Genomic DNA, 16,720 nt, shown 5'->3' on the forward strand with positions numbered 1-16,720 from the left:
CGCTGTCCCGATTCGCTTCGCAAGGATCCCGCATGCCTTCTGCCGTGCGCTTCGGCGTCAACTACACGCCCAGCGAAGGGTGGTTCCACCACTGGCTCGACTTCGACCTCGACTCCGTACGCGCCGACCTCGACTCCATCGCCGCGCTGGGCCTCCACCACATCCGGGTCTTCCCGCTGTGGCCCTACTTCCAGCCCAACCGCGCGCTGATCCGCCCGCGCGCCGTCGAGCAGCTGCTCCAGCTCGTCGACGCGGCCGGAGAGCGGGGGCTCGACGTCAACGTGGACGGTCTGCAGGGGCACCTGTCGAGCTTCGACTTCCTGCCCGCGTGGACGCGGACCTGGCACCGGCGCAACCTGTTCACCGACCCGGAGGTCCTCGACGGCCAGGCGGCCTATCTGCGTACGCTCGCCGCGGCCCTCGCCGACCGCCCGCACTTCATCGGCATGACGCTCGGCAACGAGGTCAACCAGTTCTCGGCGGGCCCGCCCCATCCGGACCCCGACCGGGCGAGCAGCGCCCAGATCGACGCCTGGCTGGAGCGGATGCTCGCCGCCTGCGAGGAGGGCGCCCCCGGCAGGCTGCATCTGCACGCCGAGTACGACGCCACCTGGTACCAGGACGACATGCCGTTCACCCCGGGCCAGGCCGCCCGCCGCGGCGCCGTCACGGCCGTACATTCCTGGGTCTTCAACGGCACCGCCCAGCGACACGGCCGTACCTCCGTGCCGACCGAACACCACGCCGCGTATCTGATCGAGCTGAGCAAGGCCTGGGCCGACGACCCGCACCGGCCGGTCTGGCTCCAGGAGGTCGGCGCACCCGCCCCCCTGATCCCGCCCGAGCACGCCGCGGCCTTCACCGAGGCCACCGTCGCGGCGGCGCTGGACTGCCCCGACCTGTGGGGCATCACCTGGTGGTGTTCCCACGACGTCTCCCGCGACCTCGCCGACTTCCCCGAACTCGAATACGGGCTGGGCCTGTTGACCAACGGCCGGCGTCCCAAGGACAGCGCGCGGACGCTGGCCCGCGCCGCCCACGAGCACCACCACGCGCCCGCCCCCCGGACCACGGCGCTGATCGTCCCCGCCGACCCCGCCGTCCGCTCGCTGTGCGCCCCGGGCGGCCCCGTCTTCGAGGCGTTCTTCCGGCTCACCGCCGACGGCGCCCGCCCCACCACCGTCCTCGACGCGCGCGCGGACGACAAGGAACACCTCGCCGCGCGCGGCATCACCGAAGTCGTCAGTCCCGATCAGGTACTCCCCATCCCACAAGGAGAAACCCGCTCGTGAACCCCACCAGACGCACCGTCCTGCTCGCCGGCGCCGCCGCCGCGCTGCTGCCCGCCCTGCCCGGTCTGCCCGCGGTCGCGGCGACCGAGGCCGCCGCGACCGCGGCACCGCCGTACGCCTCCTACTGGTACCCCGACTCGCTGCCCTCGGGCACCCCCGGCACCGGGATCACCTGGCGCAGTCTCAAGGCATGGAGCGCCGCGACCGACGCCGACCTGGCGTTCAACGCGTCGACCGTGCCGCTCGCCGCGCGCTTCACTCCGACCCCGGCCAACACGACCGCCCGCAGCGGCCAGGCCCGTATCCAGTCCCTCGTCTCCTTCGGCCCCACGTCGAGCAACCCCGCGCAGGGCGCCGCCACCGCCGACTACTACGCCCTCACCCACTGGGCGTATCTGGACGAACTCGTCTTCTGGGGCGGCTCGGCGGGGGAGGGCCTGATCCTCGCGCCGAACGCCCCGATCGTCGACGCGGCCCACCGGCACGGTGTGCCCGTCCTCGGCAATGTCTTCCTGCCGCCCGTCGCCTACGGCGGACAGCTCCAGTGGACCCGCGACCTGGTGCAGAAGGATTCCGCCGGGCACTACCCGCTCGCCGCGCGGCTCGTCGCGGTGGCGGCGGCGTACGGCTTCGACGGATGGTTCATCAACGCGGAGACCAGCGGCGGGAACACCGCGCTCGCCACCGCCATGCTCGGCTTCATGAACGAACTGAAGTCGCTCGGGACGGCTCAGGGGCAGCGCGTCACCTGGTACGACGCGATGACCGTGAGCGGCTCGGTGAGCTGGCAGGGCGCCCTGAACAACCAGAACAAGACGTTCTTCCAGGCCGCCGACTCCATGTTCGTCGACTTCCGCTGGTCGCAGAGCAGCCTGGCCTCCTCCGCGACGACGGCCCAGCAACTCGGGCGCAGTCCCTACGAGTTGTGGGCGGGCCTCGACGTCGAGGCCAACGGGACCGGCGCCTCCGTCAATTGGGACGCCATCGTGCCGAGCGCCAAGGCCCACGTCACCTCGCTCGGCTTCTACCGGCCCGAGTGGACCCGCAACCACCTGCCCGCGAGCCGGACCCCCGGCGACTTCCACGCCGCCGACGACCTGTTCTGGACCGGCTCCTCCCTCGACCCCTCCAAGCCCGACACGAGCGCGAGCTGGCGCGCCCCGGCCGTCTCCGTCGCCGACCGCTCGACGGTCGCCTCACTCCCGTTCGCGACCGTCTTCAACACCGGCCACGGGCTGAAGTGGTGCGAGGACGGCGAGGTCACCTCGGACCAGGCCTGGAACCACCTCGGTCTCCAGGACCGGCTGCCCTCCCGCCGCTGGGTCGTGCGGACGGACGGACAGCGCCCCGCCGTCACCTTCGACTTCGCGGACGCCTGGCGGGGCGGAAGCAGCCTGCTCGTCGCCGGCGCCCTCGACGCGCCCACCACGCTGGACCTGTACGCGACGAGGCTGCCGCTCACCGCGGAGACGGTGGTCGAGCTCACCTACCGCACGGACGCGGGCGCCGCCGCCGTGGAGCTGGCCGTCGCCACCGCCGAGCCGAGCGCGGCGGGCGGGGCGCCCCCGTACACGTACTTCCCGCTCACGTCCTCGGGCGACGGCTGGGAGACCGCCACCGTGCCGCTGACCGGACTGAGCGGGACCGCGCACGCGCTGGGCGTGCGGCTGACGGCGAGCAGTGGTCCGGTGCGCTGGCGCCTGGGCGGGCTCGCGGTCCGCGATGCCGTGCTCACCCCCGCCGCACCCACCGACCTGCGCGTCACCGGCGCCGACGGCGGCAACCTGCGCTTCGCCTGGCAGGGCGCCCCCGGCGAAGTACGCCATTACGAGCTGTACCGGACGCTCCCCGACGGCACGCGCCGCTTCCTCGGCGGCACCTGCCAGAGCGCGTTCTACGTCGGCGGTCTCACCGCCGAGCAGGGCGAGTCGTCCGGGGGGTTCGAAGTGCGCGCGGTGGGGGAGCTGTTCACCGTCTCGACCGCCGCCACGACCACCCACACCTGGTAGCAGGACCACCTTCCCGCACCATCTTCACCCCACGGAGCACCCCATGCATGACGACCGCACCCTGGTCGAAGCCCGCCTCAAGCGCGTCCTCGACGAGCGTATCCGACCCGCCGTGTACCCCGAGTCCGTGCCGCTGGACGTCGCGGTGTGGCACGCTCCCGGTGAGCCGGTGCCGGTCGCCGAGGGGCTCGCGGCCACACCCGAGCCGATCGAGGTGGGTGCGCGCTGGGGCGCTCCGTGGGGCACCAGCTGGTTCCGGGTCACCGGGACCGTCCCGGAGGCGTGGGCAGGGAAGACCGTCGAGGCCCTGCTGGACCTCGGCTTCGACGAGAACATGCCCGGCTTCCAGTGCGAGGGGCTCGTCTACCGGCCCGACGGCTCTCCGGTGAAGGGACTCAACCCGCGCAACCAGTGGGTGCGCATCGGCGCCCCGGTCGAGGGCGGCGAGGAGGTCCGGCTGCACGTCGAGGCCGCGTCCAACCCGGTGATCCTCGACTACCATCCCTTCCTGCCCACCCAGTTGGGCGACAAGGAGACCGCGGGCAGCGAGCCGCAGTACACCCTCACCCGGATGGACCTCGCCGTCCTCGACGAGACCGTGTGGGAGCTGGTGCTCGACCTGGAGGTCCTCGGCGAGCTGATGGCGGAGCTGCCGGTGGAGTCGGCGCGGCGCTGGGACATCCTGCGCGCGGTGGACAAGGCGCTCGACGCGGTCGACCTGCAGGACGTGGGTGCGACCGCCGCCGCGGCCCGCGAACGGCTGGCCGGGGTGCTCGCCGAGCCCGCCGTCCCGTCCGCGCACCGCATCAGCGCCGTCGGGCACGCGCACATCGACTCGGCGTGGCTGTGGCCGCTGCGCGAGACCGTCCGCAAGGTGGCGCGGACCACCTCCAACATGACCGCGCTCATCGAGGACGAGCCCGAGTTCGTCTTCGCGATGTCCCAGGCCCAGCAGTGGGCCTGGGTGAAGGAGCACCGGCCCGAGGTGTGGGCGCGGGTGAAGAAGGCGGTCGCGGAGGGTCGGTTCGTGCCCGCGGGCGGTATGTGGGTCGAGTCGGACACCAACATGCCGGGCTCGGAGGCGATGGCCCGTCAGTTCGTGCACGGCAAGCGGTTCTTCCTCGACGAGTTCGGCATCGAGAACGACGAGGCCTGGCTGCCGGACACCTTCGGCTTCGCCGCGGGACTTCCGCAGATCATCAAGGCGGCGGGCTCCAAATGGCTGCTCACCCAGAAGATCTCGTGGTCGCAGACCAACAAGTTCCCGCACCACACCTTCCAGTGGGAGGGCATCGACGGCACCCGCATCTTCACGCACTTCCCGCCCGTCGACACCTACAACTGCTCCATGCGGGGCAGCGAACTCGCGCACGCGGCAAAGAACTTCAAGGACAAGGGCTCCGCCCGGCACTCCCTCGCCCCCACCGGCTGGGGTGACGGAGGCGGCGGTACCACCCGCGAGATGGTGGCCAAGGCGGCCAGGGTCCGTGACCTCGAAGGCTCCGCCACCGTGGTGTGGGAGACCCCGACGGAGTTCTTCAAGAAGGCCGAGGCCGAGTACCCGAACGCCCCTGTCTGGGTCGGCGAGTTGTACCTCGAACTGCACCGCGCCACGCTCACCAGCCAGTCGAGGACCAAGCAGGGCAACCGGCGCAGCGAACACCTCCTGCGTGAGGCCGAACTCTGGGCCGCGACCGCCGCCGTACGGACCGGATTCCCCTACCCGTATGAGGAGTTGGACCGCATCTGGAAGACGGTCCTGCTCCACCAGTTCCACGACATCCTGCCCGGCTCGTCCATCGCCTGGGTGCACCGGGAGGCGCGCAGGACGTACGAGCGGGTCGCCGAGGAGCTGACCGGCATCATCGACGCGGCGCAGCGGGCGCTGGCGGGTGAAGGCGGGACGGAGCTCGTGTTCAACTCCGCCCCGCACCGCAGGGACGGGGTCCCGGCGGGCGGGGCCCTGCCCGCCGCCGCGACGGGCGAGGTGGCGCTCGCGTCGCGCGTAGGCGGCGGCCACGTCCTCGACAACGGCCTGCTGAGGGTCGAGATCGACGCCCGGGGCCTGGTCGTCTCCGCGTACGACATCGACGCCGACCGCGAGACGATCGCCCCGGGACGCGCCGCGAATCTGCTCCAGATCCACCCCGACTTCCCGAACATGTGGGACGCCTGGGACGTCGACGAGTTCTACCGCAACACGGTCACCGACCTGGTCGACGCGGACGAGGTCGTGCCGGGCGAGGACGGTGTGTCGGTGCGGATCGTACGGTCCTTCGGCGCGTCGCGGGTCACCCAGGTGCTGTCGCTCGCGCCGGGGGAGCGGCGGCTCGGCATCGACACCGAGGTCGACTGGCACGAGACGGAGAAGTTCCTGAAGCTCGCCTTCCCGCTCGACGTGCACGCGGAGCGGTACGCCTCCGAGACGCAGTTCGGGCACTTCTACCGGCCGACGCACACCAACACGTCCTGGGAGGCGGCCAAGTTCGAGGCGTGCAACCACCGGTTCGTGCACATGGAGGAGCCGGGCTGGGGTGTCGCGCTCGTCAACGACTCGACCTACGGCCATGACGTGACCCGTACGGTCCGCGACAGCGACTCCGGTACGACCACGACCGTGCGCGTCTCGTTGCTGCGTGCCCCGCGCTTCCCCGACCCCGAGACCGACCAGGGCGTCCACCGCTTCCGGCACGCGCTGGTGCCGGGGGCCGGCATCGGGGACGCGGTGCGTGAGGGGTGGCGGATCAATCTGCCGGAGCGGCGGGTGAGCGGCGAGCGTGAGGTCGCGCCCCTGGTGGAGGTGGCGCAGGACGCGGTCGTGGTGACCGCGGTCAAGCTCGCCGACGACGGCAGTGGGGATGTGGTCGTACGCTTCCACGAGTCCCGGGGCGGGCGCACCGGGGCCACGCTGACGGCCGGGTTCGAGATCGGGGACGTCACCGTCACCGACCTGCTGGAGCGTCCCCTCGTGGACGCCGTCGCGCCGCGGCGCGACGGTGACCGGGTCACCCTGTCGCTGCGCCCCTTCGAGCTGGTCACTCTGCGGCTGACACGCGCCTGAGCGGGCGCGTCCCCGGCCCCTTCCCGGGCTGCGGATCCGGCTACTGCGTGAGCTGGGTCCGCAGCCACTGCTCCACTTCGCCCACGTGCGCGGCGGCGGCAGCCCTGGCGGCCTCCGGGTCGTGAGCCACCAGCGCGCGGTGGATCGCCGCGTGCTCGCGGCGTGTGCGCTCGAAGGCGCCCTCCTCCTCGTAGCCCCGCCAGACCCGGGCACGGAACGTGCGCGAGGACAGGCCCTCCAGGATGGCGGCCATGGTCTCGTTGCCCGCGGCGGCCGCGATCTCGCGGTGGAAGGCCAGATCGTGGGCGAGGATCTCCTCCGGGTCGTCCGTCGCGTTCATCGCCAGCAGGTGTTTCTCGACCTCGGCGAGCTGGTCCGCCGTGATCCGCGCGGCGGCCAGCGCGGTCGCCGTCGACTCCAGGATCCGCCGCACCTCCAGCAGCTCGACCAGCCGCGGCCCGCGCGAGAGGTCGGCCACCACGCCGAAGGTCTCCAGCAGGTCCCCGGCCTCCAGCTGGGTGACGTAGATGCCCGAGCCGTGCCGGGCCTCCAGCACGCCGAGGACCGTGAGCGCGCGGATCGCCTCGCGCATCGAGCTGCGGGACATGCCCAGCTGGGCGGCGAGATCACGCTCGGTCGGCAGCCGCTGCCCGGGCTCCAGCCGGCCCTCGCCGATCATCGCCTTGATCCGCTCGATGGCGCGCTGCGTCACGGTGCCCTTCTGCGGGGCCGACTCGTCCACGCCGTCTCCTCCTGTTGCCGGGTGCGCCGCAGTCTAACCACCGGAGTGGTCGGACCACTACGGCTGATAACGCGGAAATTTTGGCGCACAGGGGTGTTGTGGAGGCGAAGTGGTCTGATAAATATTCGTCCCGGTTGAGCGGGACGCTCGGCCACGCACCGTCACCCCCGATCGATCTCGCTCAACGAGGAGCCGTCAGATGGCCGGCAGAAACGTGCGGAACACGCGAATTGCGTCGCGGGCAGTGCGTGCGGCGGCTGCGGCCGCCTGCGCGACCCTCGTGCTCGCGGCATGCGGCAGCACCAAGGACTCCGTGTCGTCGGGCGGCGGAGGCACCGGCAAGGTCGGGGTCATCCTGCCCCTGCTGACCTCGCCGTTCTGGCAGTCCTACAACGACTACGTGCCGAAGATGGCGAAGTCCGAAGGGGTCGACGCCCTCAAGACCGTCAACTCCAACAGCGACCCGTCCCAGCAGATCACCGACATCAACAACCAGCTCAACCAGGGCGTGAAGGGCCTCGTCGTGGCCCCCCTGGACAGCGCCGCGATCGCCGCCGGGCTCGACCAGGCCGAGCGCAAGGGCGTTCCCGTGGTCGCCGTCGACGTGGCGCCCGAGAAGGGCAAGGTCGCCATGGTCGTACGCGCCAACAACGTCGCGTACGGCGAGAAGGCCTGCGAGTACCTCGGCAAGCAGATCCCCTCCGGCAAGGTCGTGCAGATCATGGGCGACCTGGCCTCGGTCAACGGCCGGGACCGCTCCGAGGCATTCCGCACCTGCGTGCAGAAGAACTACCCGAAGCTGAAGGTCCTGGAGATCCCGGCCAAGTGGGAGTCCGACACCGCGGCCTCCAAGCTCGACACCCTGCTGAACGCCAACCCCGACATCAAGGGCATCTACATGCAGGCGGGCGGCGTCTACCTCGCGCCGACCCTCCAAACGCTCAAGTCCAAGGGCATGCTGAAGAAGGCCGGCCAGGCGGGCCACATCACGATCGTCTCGAACGACGGCATCCCGCAGGAGTTCGACGCCATCCGCAAGGGCGAGATCGACGCCACCGTCTCCCAGCCGGCCGACGCGTACGCCAAGTACGGCATGTACTACATCAAGGCCGCGATGCAGGGGAAGACGTTCAAGACCGGCCCGACCGACCACGACTCCGAGATCGTCAAGCTGCCCAGCGGCATCCTGGAGGACCAGCTGCCCGCGCCGCTGGTGACCAAGGACAACGTCGACGACCCCAAGCTCTGGGGCAACACGGTCAAATGAGCACCCCACTGGTGGAGGCGCGGGGGGTGGCCAAGCGGTACGGCCCCACCGTCGCCCTCCAAGACGGCCGGCTCACCGTTCTCCCCGGTGAGTCCCACGCCCTCGTCGGGCGCAACGGCGCGGGCAAGTCCACCCTCGTCACCGTCCTCACCGGCCTCCAGGCCCCCGACGAGGGCGAGGTCCGCTTCGACGGTGAGCCCGCGCCCGCGCTCACCGACCGCGACGCCTGGCGCCGCAAGGTGGCCTGCGTCTACCAGAAGCCCACCGTCGTACCGGAGCTGACGGTCGCGGAGAACCTCTTCATCAACCGGCAGCCGGTCGGGCGCGGCGGCTTCATCAGCTGGCGCAGGCTGCGGGCCGAGGCGGCGCAGGTCCTGGACACCTGGGACGTGCACGTCGACCCGGAGGCCCGCACCGCCGACCTCAAGGTCGAGGACCGCCAGATGGTCGAGATCGCCCGGGCGCTCAGCTTCGGCGCCCGGTTCATCGTCCTCGACGAGCCGACCGCGCAGCTCGACAACCGGGAGATCGAACGGCTCTTCACCCGGATGCGCGCGCTCCAGGAGTCCGGTGTCACCTTCCTGTTCATCTCGCACCACCTCCAGGAGGTGTACGAGGTGTGCCAGACGGTCACCGTGCTGCGCGACGCCCGCTGGATCACCACCGCGCCGGTCGCCGAACTCCCCCGCACGGCCCTGGTGGAGGCCATGGCGGGGGAGTCGATCGCCGAGCGGACCGTCACGCACCAGTCCGTCGCCGCGGACACCCCGGTGCTGCTCGACGCCCGGGGGCTCACCTCGGACGCGTACGAGGACATCGACCTCACCGTCCGCCGCGGGGAGGTCCTCGGCCTCGCCGGCTCCAGCGGCAGCGGCAAGATCGAGCTTGCCGAGTCGTTCGCCGGACTGCACACCCCGACCGGCGGCACGGCTCAACTCGAAGGTGAAAGGCTGCCGTTCGGTGACGTGCAGGCCGCGCTCAAGGCGGGCGTCGCCTGTGTCCCGCGCGACCGGCACGAGCAGGGTCTCGTCTCCGGCATGACCATCGGCGACAACACCACCATGAGCGTCCTGAACCGGCTCGGCCGCTACGGCTTCATCTCCGCCGCCCGCAAGCGGGGCTTCGCCACCGAGCTGATCGAACGCCTCGACATCCACACCGAGGGCCCCGAACAGCCCGTCTCCGACCTCTCCGGCGGCAACGCCCAGAAGGTCGTCATGGCGCGCGCCCTCGCCTCCGACCCCCGCCTCCTCGTCCTCATCAACCCCACCGCGGGCGTCGACGTGAAGTCCAAGGAGTCACTGCTGTCCCGGATGGACAGCGCCAGCGAGGACGGCACCGCCGTGCTCGTCGTCTCCGACGAACTCGACGACCTGCGCCGCTGCGACCGCGTCCTCGTCCTCTTCCACGGCCGTGTCGTCGCCGAGCACCCGGCGGGCTGGCACGACCACGAGCTGATCGCCTCCATCGAAGGAGTGGACCATGGCTGACACGAAGGCCCCGTCGGCCTCGTCGCCCACCACCGCGCGCGTCCCCGACGCACGGGCCGCCAAGACCGTACTGCTCCGCAGGGCCCGTGAACTCGCCCTGGTGCCCGCTTTGTTGGTGCTGCTGGTGCTCGGCGCGATCGTCAACGACTCGTTCCTCACGGAACGGAACCTGATCTCCATCCTGGGCGCCTCGGCGGCCCTCGCGATGGTGGTCCTCGCCGAGTCCCTGGTGCTGATCACCGGCAAGATCGATCTGTCGCTGGAGTCGGTGGTCGGCATCGCGCCCGCCGTCGGCGCCCTGCTGGTGCTGCCGTCCGCGCAGTCCGGCTGGGGCACGGAGTGGTCGGTCGCGCTCGCCCTCGTCGCGATCCTCGTCGTGGGCGGAGTCATCGGCGCCTTCAACGGCATCCTGGTGGTGAAGTTCAAGCTCAACGCCTTCATCGTCACCCTCGCGATGCTGATCGTCCTGCGTGGCCTGTTGGTCGGCGCCACCAAGGGCAAGACACTGTTCGGCATGCCCGACGCGTTCTTCCAGCTGGCGACCTCCACCTTCCTGCGCGTCCCGCTGTCGGTGTGGCTGGCCGCGGTCGCCTTCGGAGTCGCCGGACTGATCCTCAAATACCACCGCGTCGGGCGCGCCCTGTACGCCATCGGCGGCAACACGGAGGCGGCCCGCGCCGCCGGTATCCGCGTCGACCGGATGCTGCTCGGCGTCTCCGTCGTCGCCGGCGTCCTCGCCTCGGTCGGCGGAATCATGCAGACCGGGTACGTCGGCGCGATCAGCGCCAACCAGGGCAACAACATGATCTTCACGGTGATGGCGGCGGCGGTCATCGGCGGCATCAGCCTGGACGGCGGCAAGGGCACCATGTTCGGCGCCCTGACCGGCGTACTCCTCCTCGGCGTGGTGCAGAACCTGCTCACGCTCGCCCAGGTGCCGTCCTTCTGGATCCAGGCCATCTACGGCGGAATCATCCTGGTCGCCCTGATGATCGCCCGCGTGACCACCGGCCGCGCCCAGGACTGACCTCCCTTCGTCTTCGTACGGATCCAAGGACCCACGGATCCACGGAACCCCTCCGTACGCCCCTGTCCCGGACCGAAAGGCCTCCCGTGTCCCCAACTGCCGCCCGTATCACCGCGGTCGACACCTACGACATCCGTTTCCCCACCTCGCGCGAGCTCGACGGCTCCGACGCGATGAACCCGGACCCCGACTACTCGGCGGCGTACGTCGTGCTGCGCGGCGACGCGGCCGACTGTCCCGAGGGGCACGGCTTCACCTTCACCATCGGGCGGGGCAACGACGTCCAGGTCGCCGCGATCGAGGCGCTGCGCGGGCATGTGGTCGGACGCTCGGTCGACGAGCTGTGCGCGGACCCGGGCTCCCTCGCCCGGGACCTGATCGGGGACAGTCAGCTGCGCTGGCTCGGGCCCGAGAAGGGCGTGATGCACATGGCGATCGGCGCCGTCGTCAACGCCGTGTGGGACCTGGCCGCCAAGCGTGCCGGGAAGCCCCTGTGGCAGCTGCTCGCCGACGCCGAACCGGAGTGGCTGGTCCGCCAGGTCGACTTCCGCTACCTCACGGACGCCCTCACCCCCGAGGAGGCGCTCGAACTGCTGCGTCGTGGCCGGGAGGGCGCCGCCGAGCGCGCCGCGACCCTCCGGGAGAAGGGCTTCCCCGCCTACACCACCTCGCCCGGCTGGCTCGGCTACAGCGACGAGAAGCTCACCCGCCTCGCCGCCGAGGCCGTCGCCGACGGGTTCCGGCAGATCAAGCTGAAGGTGGGTGCCGACCTCGCGGACGACGTACGCCGCTGCCGGGTCGCCCGCTCGGTGGTCGGCCCCGACATCCGGATCGCCATCGACGCCAACCAGCGCTGGAACGTGGACGAGGCGATCACCTGGACCAAGGCCCTCGCCGAGTTCGAGCCCTACTGGATCGAGGAGCCCACCAGCCCCGACGACGTCCTCGGCCACGCCGCCGTCCGCGAGGCCGTCGCCCCCGTCAAGGTCGCCACCGGCGAACACGTCCAGAACCGTGTCGTCTTCAAACAGCTCCTCCAGGCCGGCGCCATCGACGTCCTGCAGATCGACGCCGCCCGCGTCGCCGGCGTCAACGAGAACCTCGCCATCCTGCTCCTCGCGGCCAAGTTCGGCGTGCCGGTCTGCCCGCACGCGGGCGGGGTCGGCCTGTGCGAACTCGTCCAGCACCTGTCGATGTTCGACTTCGTGGCGCTCTCCGGCACCACCGACGACCGGGTCATCGAATACGTCGACCATCTGCACGACCACTTCCTCGCCCCGGTGGTGATCAGGCAGGGTCACTACACGGCACCCACCGCGCCGGGCTTCTCCGCGACCATGCGGCCGCAGTCCATCGCGGAGTTCACCTACCCCGGCGGCACCTTCTGGGCCGCCGACCTCGCCCACCAGAAGTCCGACAGCCAGCCGAGCGACAAGCAGAAGGGGGAAGCCGCGTGAGTGCCGACTTCGAAGGACTCAAGGCGCTGGTGACCGGTGGCGCCTCCGGCATCGGCCGTGCCACCGCCGAGCTGCTCGCCGCCCGTGGGGCGCGGGTCGCCGTCCTCGACCTGGACCCTTCGACGGTCGAGAAGCCCCTGCTCGGTCACCGCGCCGACGTCACCGACGACGCCTCCGTACGCGAGGCCGTGGCCGCGGCCGTCGCGGACCTCGGGGGACTCGACGTGCTGATCAACAACGCCGGGATCGGCGCCCAGGGCACCGTCGAGGACAACGCCGACGACGAGTGGCACCGGGTCCTGGACGTCAATGTCGTCGGCATGGTCCGTACCGCCCGCGCCGCCCTGCCCCACCTGCGGGAATCCGCGCACGCCGCGATCGTGAACACCTGCTCCATCGCCGCCACCGCCGGGCTCCCGCAGCGCGCCCTGTACTCCGCCACCAAGGGCGCCGTCCTCTCCCTCACCCTGGCGATGGCCGCCGACCACCTCCGCGAGGGCGTCCGCGTCAACTGTGTGAACCCCGGCACCGCCGACACCCCCTGGGTCGGCCGCCTCCTCGACGCCGCCACCGACCCGGCCGCCGAACGGGCCGCCCTGGAGGCCCGCCAGCCCTCCGGGCGGCTCGTCTCGGCGGACGAGGTCGCCGGCGCCATCGCCTACCTGGCGAGCCCGCTGTCCGGCGCCACCACCGGTACCGCGCTCGCCGTGGACGGCGGCATGCAGGGACTGCGACTGCGGCCGGTGGGCCAGTGAGCACGCTCGGAACGGGCACGCTCGGGAACAGCGGTGTCGAGGTCAGTGCCCTGTCCTTCGGCGCCGCGGGCATCGGCAACCTGTTCACCGCCGTCAGCGACGAACAGGCGTACGAGACCGTGGACGCCGCCTGGTCCGGGGGCATCCGCTCCTACGACACCGCCCCGCACTACGGCATCGGCCTCTCCGAACGCCGTCTCGGCGCGGCCCTGGGCGATCGCCCCCGCTCCGAGTACACCCTCTCCACCAAGGTGGGTCGCCTCCTGGAACCCACGGGCGCGGACGCGGACGGCGACGACCTGGCCGACGGCTTCGCGGTGCCCGCCACGCACCGCCGCGTCTGGGACTTCAGCGCCGAGGGCGTACGACGCGGCATCGAGGCCAGCCTCGAACGCCTGGGCCTGGAGCGCGTGGACATCGTCTACCTCCACGACCCGGACGACCACGCCGAGCAGGCCTTCCACGAGGGCTATCCGGCCCTGGAGCGGCTGCGCTCTGAAGGCGTGGTCGGCGCGATCGGCGCGGGCATGAACCAGGCCGAGATGCTCACCCGCTTCGTCCGCGACACGGACGTGGACGTGGTGCTGTGCGCGGGCCGCTACACCCTGCTCGACCACGCCGCGCTGACCGAGCTGCTGCCGGCCGCCCAGGAGCGCGGTACCTCGGTGGTCATCGGCGGCGCCTTCAACTCGGGCCTGCTGGCCGACCCGAGGCCCGGAGCGACCTACAACTACACGACCGCACCGGCGGAGTTGCTGGACCGTGCCCTGCGACTGAAGGAGATCGCGGAGCGGCACGGCACCACCCTGCGCGCCGCCGCGCTGGCGTTTCCCGCCGCCCACCCGGCCGTCGCGAGCGTCCTGGCCGGTGCCCGCTCGGCGCACGAAGTCCGCGACTGTGTCGAGCAGTTCACGACCCCGGTGCCGGAGGACTTCTGGCGGGAGCTGCGCGAGGCGAAGCTGCTGCCCGAGGACGCCCCCGTACCCGTACCCCCACAGGACCCGTCATGAGAGTCGCTCTGCACACCAAGGTCCGCGCGGACCGCGTCGCCGCGTACGAGGCCGCCCACCGGGAGGTTCCCGAAGAGCTCACCGCGGCCGTCCGCGCCGCCGGAGCCACCTCCTGGACGATCTGGCGCAGCGGCACCGACCTCTTCCACGTCCTGGAGTGCGAGGACTACGGGCACCTGCTCGCCGAACTGGAGAAACTGCCGGTCAACATCGCCTGGCAGGCACGCATGGCCGAACTCCTCGACGTCGTCCACGACTACTCGAGCGAGGGCGCGGAGGCAGGGCTGCCCGTCGTGTGGGAGCTGCCGTGAGGGTGGACGCGCACCACCACGTGTGGGACCTCTCGGTCCGCGACCAGGACTGGATCACCGGGCCCGAACTCCGGCCACTGCGACGTGATTTCGGCGTGTCGGACCTCGCACCGCAGGCACGCGCCGCCGGCGTCGACCGCACGGTCCTCGTACAGACGATCACCGTGCCCGAGGAGACCCCTGAGTTCCTCGCCCTCGCGGAGCAGGGCGAGCTGATCGCGGGTGTGGTCGGCTGGACCGACCTGACCCGGCCGGACGTCGCCGACGAGCTGGCCCGGCTGCGGGGGCTGCCGGGCGGCCGCCACCTCAAGGGCATCCGCCACCAGGTACAGGGCGAGCCCGACCCGGAGTGGCTGCTGCGTCCGGACGTACGGGACGGACTCGCCGCCGTCGCCGAGGCGGGACTCGTCTACGACCTGGTCGTGCTACCGCACCAGCTGCCGGCCTGTGTCCGGGCCGCCGCCGGCCACACCGGACTCACCTTCGTCCTCGACCACTTGGGCAAGCCACCGATCGTCACCGGCACGCTGCGACCGTGGGCGACGGCCGTCCGGGCGCTGGCCGCGCTCCCCAACACCGTGTGCAAACTCTCCGGCATGGTCACCGAGGCGGACCACGCGACGTGGACGGTCGACGGGCTGCGCCCCTACGCGGACACGGTCCTGGACGCCTTCGGACCCGGCCGGCTGATGTTCGGCTCCGACTGGCCGGTGTGCACGCTGGCGGCGTCGTACGGCCAAGTGGTCGATGTGGCCGAGGAGTTGACCGGGGGACTTGGCGCGGAGGAACGCGCCGAGGTCTTCGGCGGCACCGCCACCCGTGTCTACCGGCTCTGATCAACCGGTCCGCTCCGCAGAGTCCGATCTACCGGCTCTGATCCACCCACTCCAGCCGCATCGGCGGCAGGAACTCCCGCACATACGTGCGGTGCCAGCACGCGCCCGTCTCCCGCAGCTCATGCCAGGTCGTGTAGCGGTAGCGGTAGAGGCGGGCGCGGACGTACCGGGGTGGGGCGTCCGCCGGGAATGGACAGCGGCGCAACAGCCGTAGTGTGTCCCGGTCGTTCTCCAGAAGCCGTTCGACCAGGCCCGTGAACCAGGAGGCGGCGTACGCGGGGGAGAGCGCCGCGAACCACATCAGCCAGTCGAGCCGCAGATGGTACGGCGCGTACTGGCGCGGCCAGTGGCGGGGATCGCCCGGTTTGCCCTTGAACTCGTACTCCTTCCACTCCGAGTCCTCCCGCGGCACGGGGTCCGCCGTGCCCTCGACGACCACCTCGTGGCGCACCCGGCTGACGCTGCCGAACGCGCCGTAGGTGTTGACCAGGTGCAGCGGGTCGAAGGAGCGGTTCATGACCTGGCGCCGGGAGACCAGGTTGCGGGCGGGGCGGTAGCTGAGGGCCGCCAGGCCCGCCGCGACCGCGAGGACCACGATCTCGTACCAGAGGGGCGGCCCTGCCACGTGCGGGGGAGTGGTGGGGAACTCGATCGCGGAGAGGGCCAGCACGATCGTGGTCCAGTTCAGCCAGGCGAAGTTGCCGGACAGGACCAGCCAGAGCTGGGTGAGGACCATCAGCGACGCTGCCGCCGTCGCGATCGGCTGCGGGGTGAAGAGGAGGACGGGCACGACGAGCTGGGTGAAGTGGTTCGCCGCCACCTCGACCCGGTGGAAGGGCTTGGGGAGGCGGTGGAAGAACCAGCTCAGCGGTCCCGGCATCGGCTGGGTCTCGTGGTGGTAGTCGAGGCAGGTCAGCTCCCGCCAGCAGGAGTCCCCGCGCATCTTGATCAGCCCGGCGCCGAACTCCACGCGAAACAGCACCCAGCGCAGCAGGAAGAGGACGACGACCGGCGGGGCCACCTCGTCGTTGCCGAGGAACACGGCGAGGAAACCGACTTCCAGGAGCAGGGACTCCCAGCCGAACGCGTACCAGGTCTGGCCCACATTGACGATCGACAGGTACATCGCCCAGGGCACCAGCCAGAGCGCCATGGCCCCGCAGAGCGGGAGCCGCTGGTCCAGGCCGGCGATCAGCGCCACCGACACCGCGCAGCCCGCCCAGGCCCAGGCCGCGAAGAGGCGGTCCGAGTAGCGCAGGTGGAACACGCTCGGCGCGTCGCGGAACGCGACCCGCGCCAGGAACCGGGGCACGGGAAGCATGCCCCGCTCCCCGATCAGCGCACGGAACTGGAGCGCCGCGCCCAGGAAGGCGACGAGGTACACCGCGGCCAGGGCCCGCTGGAAGACCAGCCGGCTCAGCCAGTAGTCGGGGGCGACGAACCACTGCACGCGAGCCACTCCT

General features: G+C 71.3%; 13 protein-coding genes. 11 read left to right on the plus strand and 2 right to left on the minus strand.

Annotation, left to right across the window (positions count from 1 at the left end; all coding sequences use genetic code 11):
• Positions 1-32: 32 nt before the first annotated feature.
• The 3 genes from AAFF41_RS41815 to AAFF41_RS41825 are packed head-to-tail and all read left to right on the plus strand — an operon-like array spanning position 33 to position 6,362.
• Positions 33-1,292: a glycoside hydrolase 5 family protein gene (locus AAFF41_RS41815; protein WP_343325690.1), complete on the plus strand. Its 1,260-nt coding sequence runs from the start codon at positions 33-35 to the stop codon at positions 1,290-1,292.
• Positions 1,289-3,301, plus strand: coding sequence for an endo-beta-N-acetylglucosaminidase (locus AAFF41_RS41820; RefSeq protein WP_343325691.1), 2,013 nt, complete (start codon positions 1,289-1,291; stop codon positions 3,299-3,301). Before AAFF41_RS41815 ends, AAFF41_RS41820 begins: the two co-directional genes overlap by 4 nt.
• A gap of 43 nt (positions 3,302-3,344) precedes the next feature.
• Positions 3,345-6,362 (plus strand): alpha-mannosidase, encoded by a 3,018-nt coding sequence (locus AAFF41_RS41825; RefSeq protein ID WP_343325692.1) that lies wholly within the window; start codon positions 3,345-3,347, stop codon positions 6,360-6,362.
• A 40-nt stretch (positions 6,363-6,402) separates the two neighbouring features.
• Here the strand turns inward: AAFF41_RS41825 and AAFF41_RS41830 are convergent, their stop codons facing one another.
• Positions 6,403-7,104: a FadR/GntR family transcriptional regulator gene (locus tag AAFF41_RS41830; protein ID WP_054234945.1), complete on the minus strand. Its 702-nt coding sequence runs from the start codon at positions 7,102-7,104 to the stop codon at positions 6,403-6,405.
• Positions 7,105-7,303: 199 nt separating this feature from the next.
• Here AAFF41_RS41830 and AAFF41_RS41835 point away from each other — a divergent pair, with 199 nt between their 5' ends.
• From AAFF41_RS41835 to AAFF41_RS41870, 8 genes are all read left to right on the plus strand, one after another.
• Positions 7,304-8,371 (plus strand): sugar ABC transporter substrate-binding protein, encoded by a 1,068-nt coding sequence (locus tag AAFF41_RS41835; RefSeq protein ID WP_060899763.1) that lies wholly within the window; start codon positions 7,304-7,306, stop codon positions 8,369-8,371.
• Positions 8,368-9,861, plus strand: a complete 1,494-nt coding sequence (locus tag AAFF41_RS41840; protein WP_319749164.1) for a sugar ABC transporter ATP-binding protein — start codon at positions 8,368-8,370, stop codon at positions 9,859-9,861. The genes AAFF41_RS41835 and AAFF41_RS41840 overlap by 4 nt, the downstream gene beginning before the upstream one ends.
• Complete coding sequence (locus AAFF41_RS41845; RefSeq protein WP_319749163.1) at positions 9,854-10,888, plus strand: ABC transporter permease; 1,035 nt, start codon at positions 9,854-9,856, stop codon at positions 10,886-10,888. The genes AAFF41_RS41840 and AAFF41_RS41845 overlap by 8 nt, the downstream gene beginning before the upstream one ends.
• Positions 10,889-10,974: 86 nt before the next feature.
• Positions 10,975-12,345: an L-fuconate dehydratase gene (locus AAFF41_RS41850; RefSeq protein WP_319749162.1), complete on the plus strand. Its 1,371-nt coding sequence runs from the start codon at positions 10,975-10,977 to the stop codon at positions 12,343-12,345.
• On the plus strand, positions 12,342-13,100 hold the full coding sequence (locus AAFF41_RS41855; protein ID WP_319749161.1) for an SDR family NAD(P)-dependent oxidoreductase: 759 nt from the start codon (positions 12,342-12,344) through the stop codon (positions 13,098-13,100). Before AAFF41_RS41850 ends, AAFF41_RS41855 begins: the two co-directional genes overlap by 4 nt.
• The gene (locus AAFF41_RS41860; RefSeq protein ID WP_319749160.1) at positions 13,097-14,110 is read left to right on the plus strand and encodes an aldo/keto reductase; all 1,014 of its coding nucleotides are present in this window, start codon (positions 13,097-13,099) and stop codon (positions 14,108-14,110) included. Before AAFF41_RS41855 ends, AAFF41_RS41860 begins: the two co-directional genes overlap by 4 nt.
• Entirely contained in the window at positions 14,107-14,421 is a 315-nt protein-coding gene (locus AAFF41_RS41865) for an L-rhamnose mutarotase (protein ID WP_319749159.1), read from the plus strand. The genes AAFF41_RS41860 and AAFF41_RS41865 overlap by 4 nt, the downstream gene beginning before the upstream one ends.
• Positions 14,418-15,257: an amidohydrolase family protein gene (locus tag AAFF41_RS41870; RefSeq protein WP_343325693.1), complete on the plus strand. Its 840-nt coding sequence runs from the start codon at positions 14,418-14,420 to the stop codon at positions 15,255-15,257. Before AAFF41_RS41865 ends, AAFF41_RS41870 begins: the two co-directional genes overlap by 4 nt.
• Positions 15,258-15,285: 28 nt before the next feature.
• On the opposite strand, the gene AAFF41_RS41875 is transcribed toward AAFF41_RS41870, so the two are convergent.
• Positions 15,286-16,707, minus strand: a complete 1,422-nt coding sequence (locus tag AAFF41_RS41875; protein ID WP_343325694.1) for a lipase maturation factor family protein — start codon at positions 16,705-16,707, stop codon at positions 15,286-15,288.
• Positions 16,708-16,720 lie beyond the last annotated feature (13 nt).

It is taken from the genome of Streptomyces mirabilis (assembly GCF_039503195.1).
GTDB classification, from domain to species: Bacteria; Actinomycetota; Actinomycetes; order Streptomycetales; family Streptomycetaceae; genus Streptomyces; species Streptomyces mirabilis_D.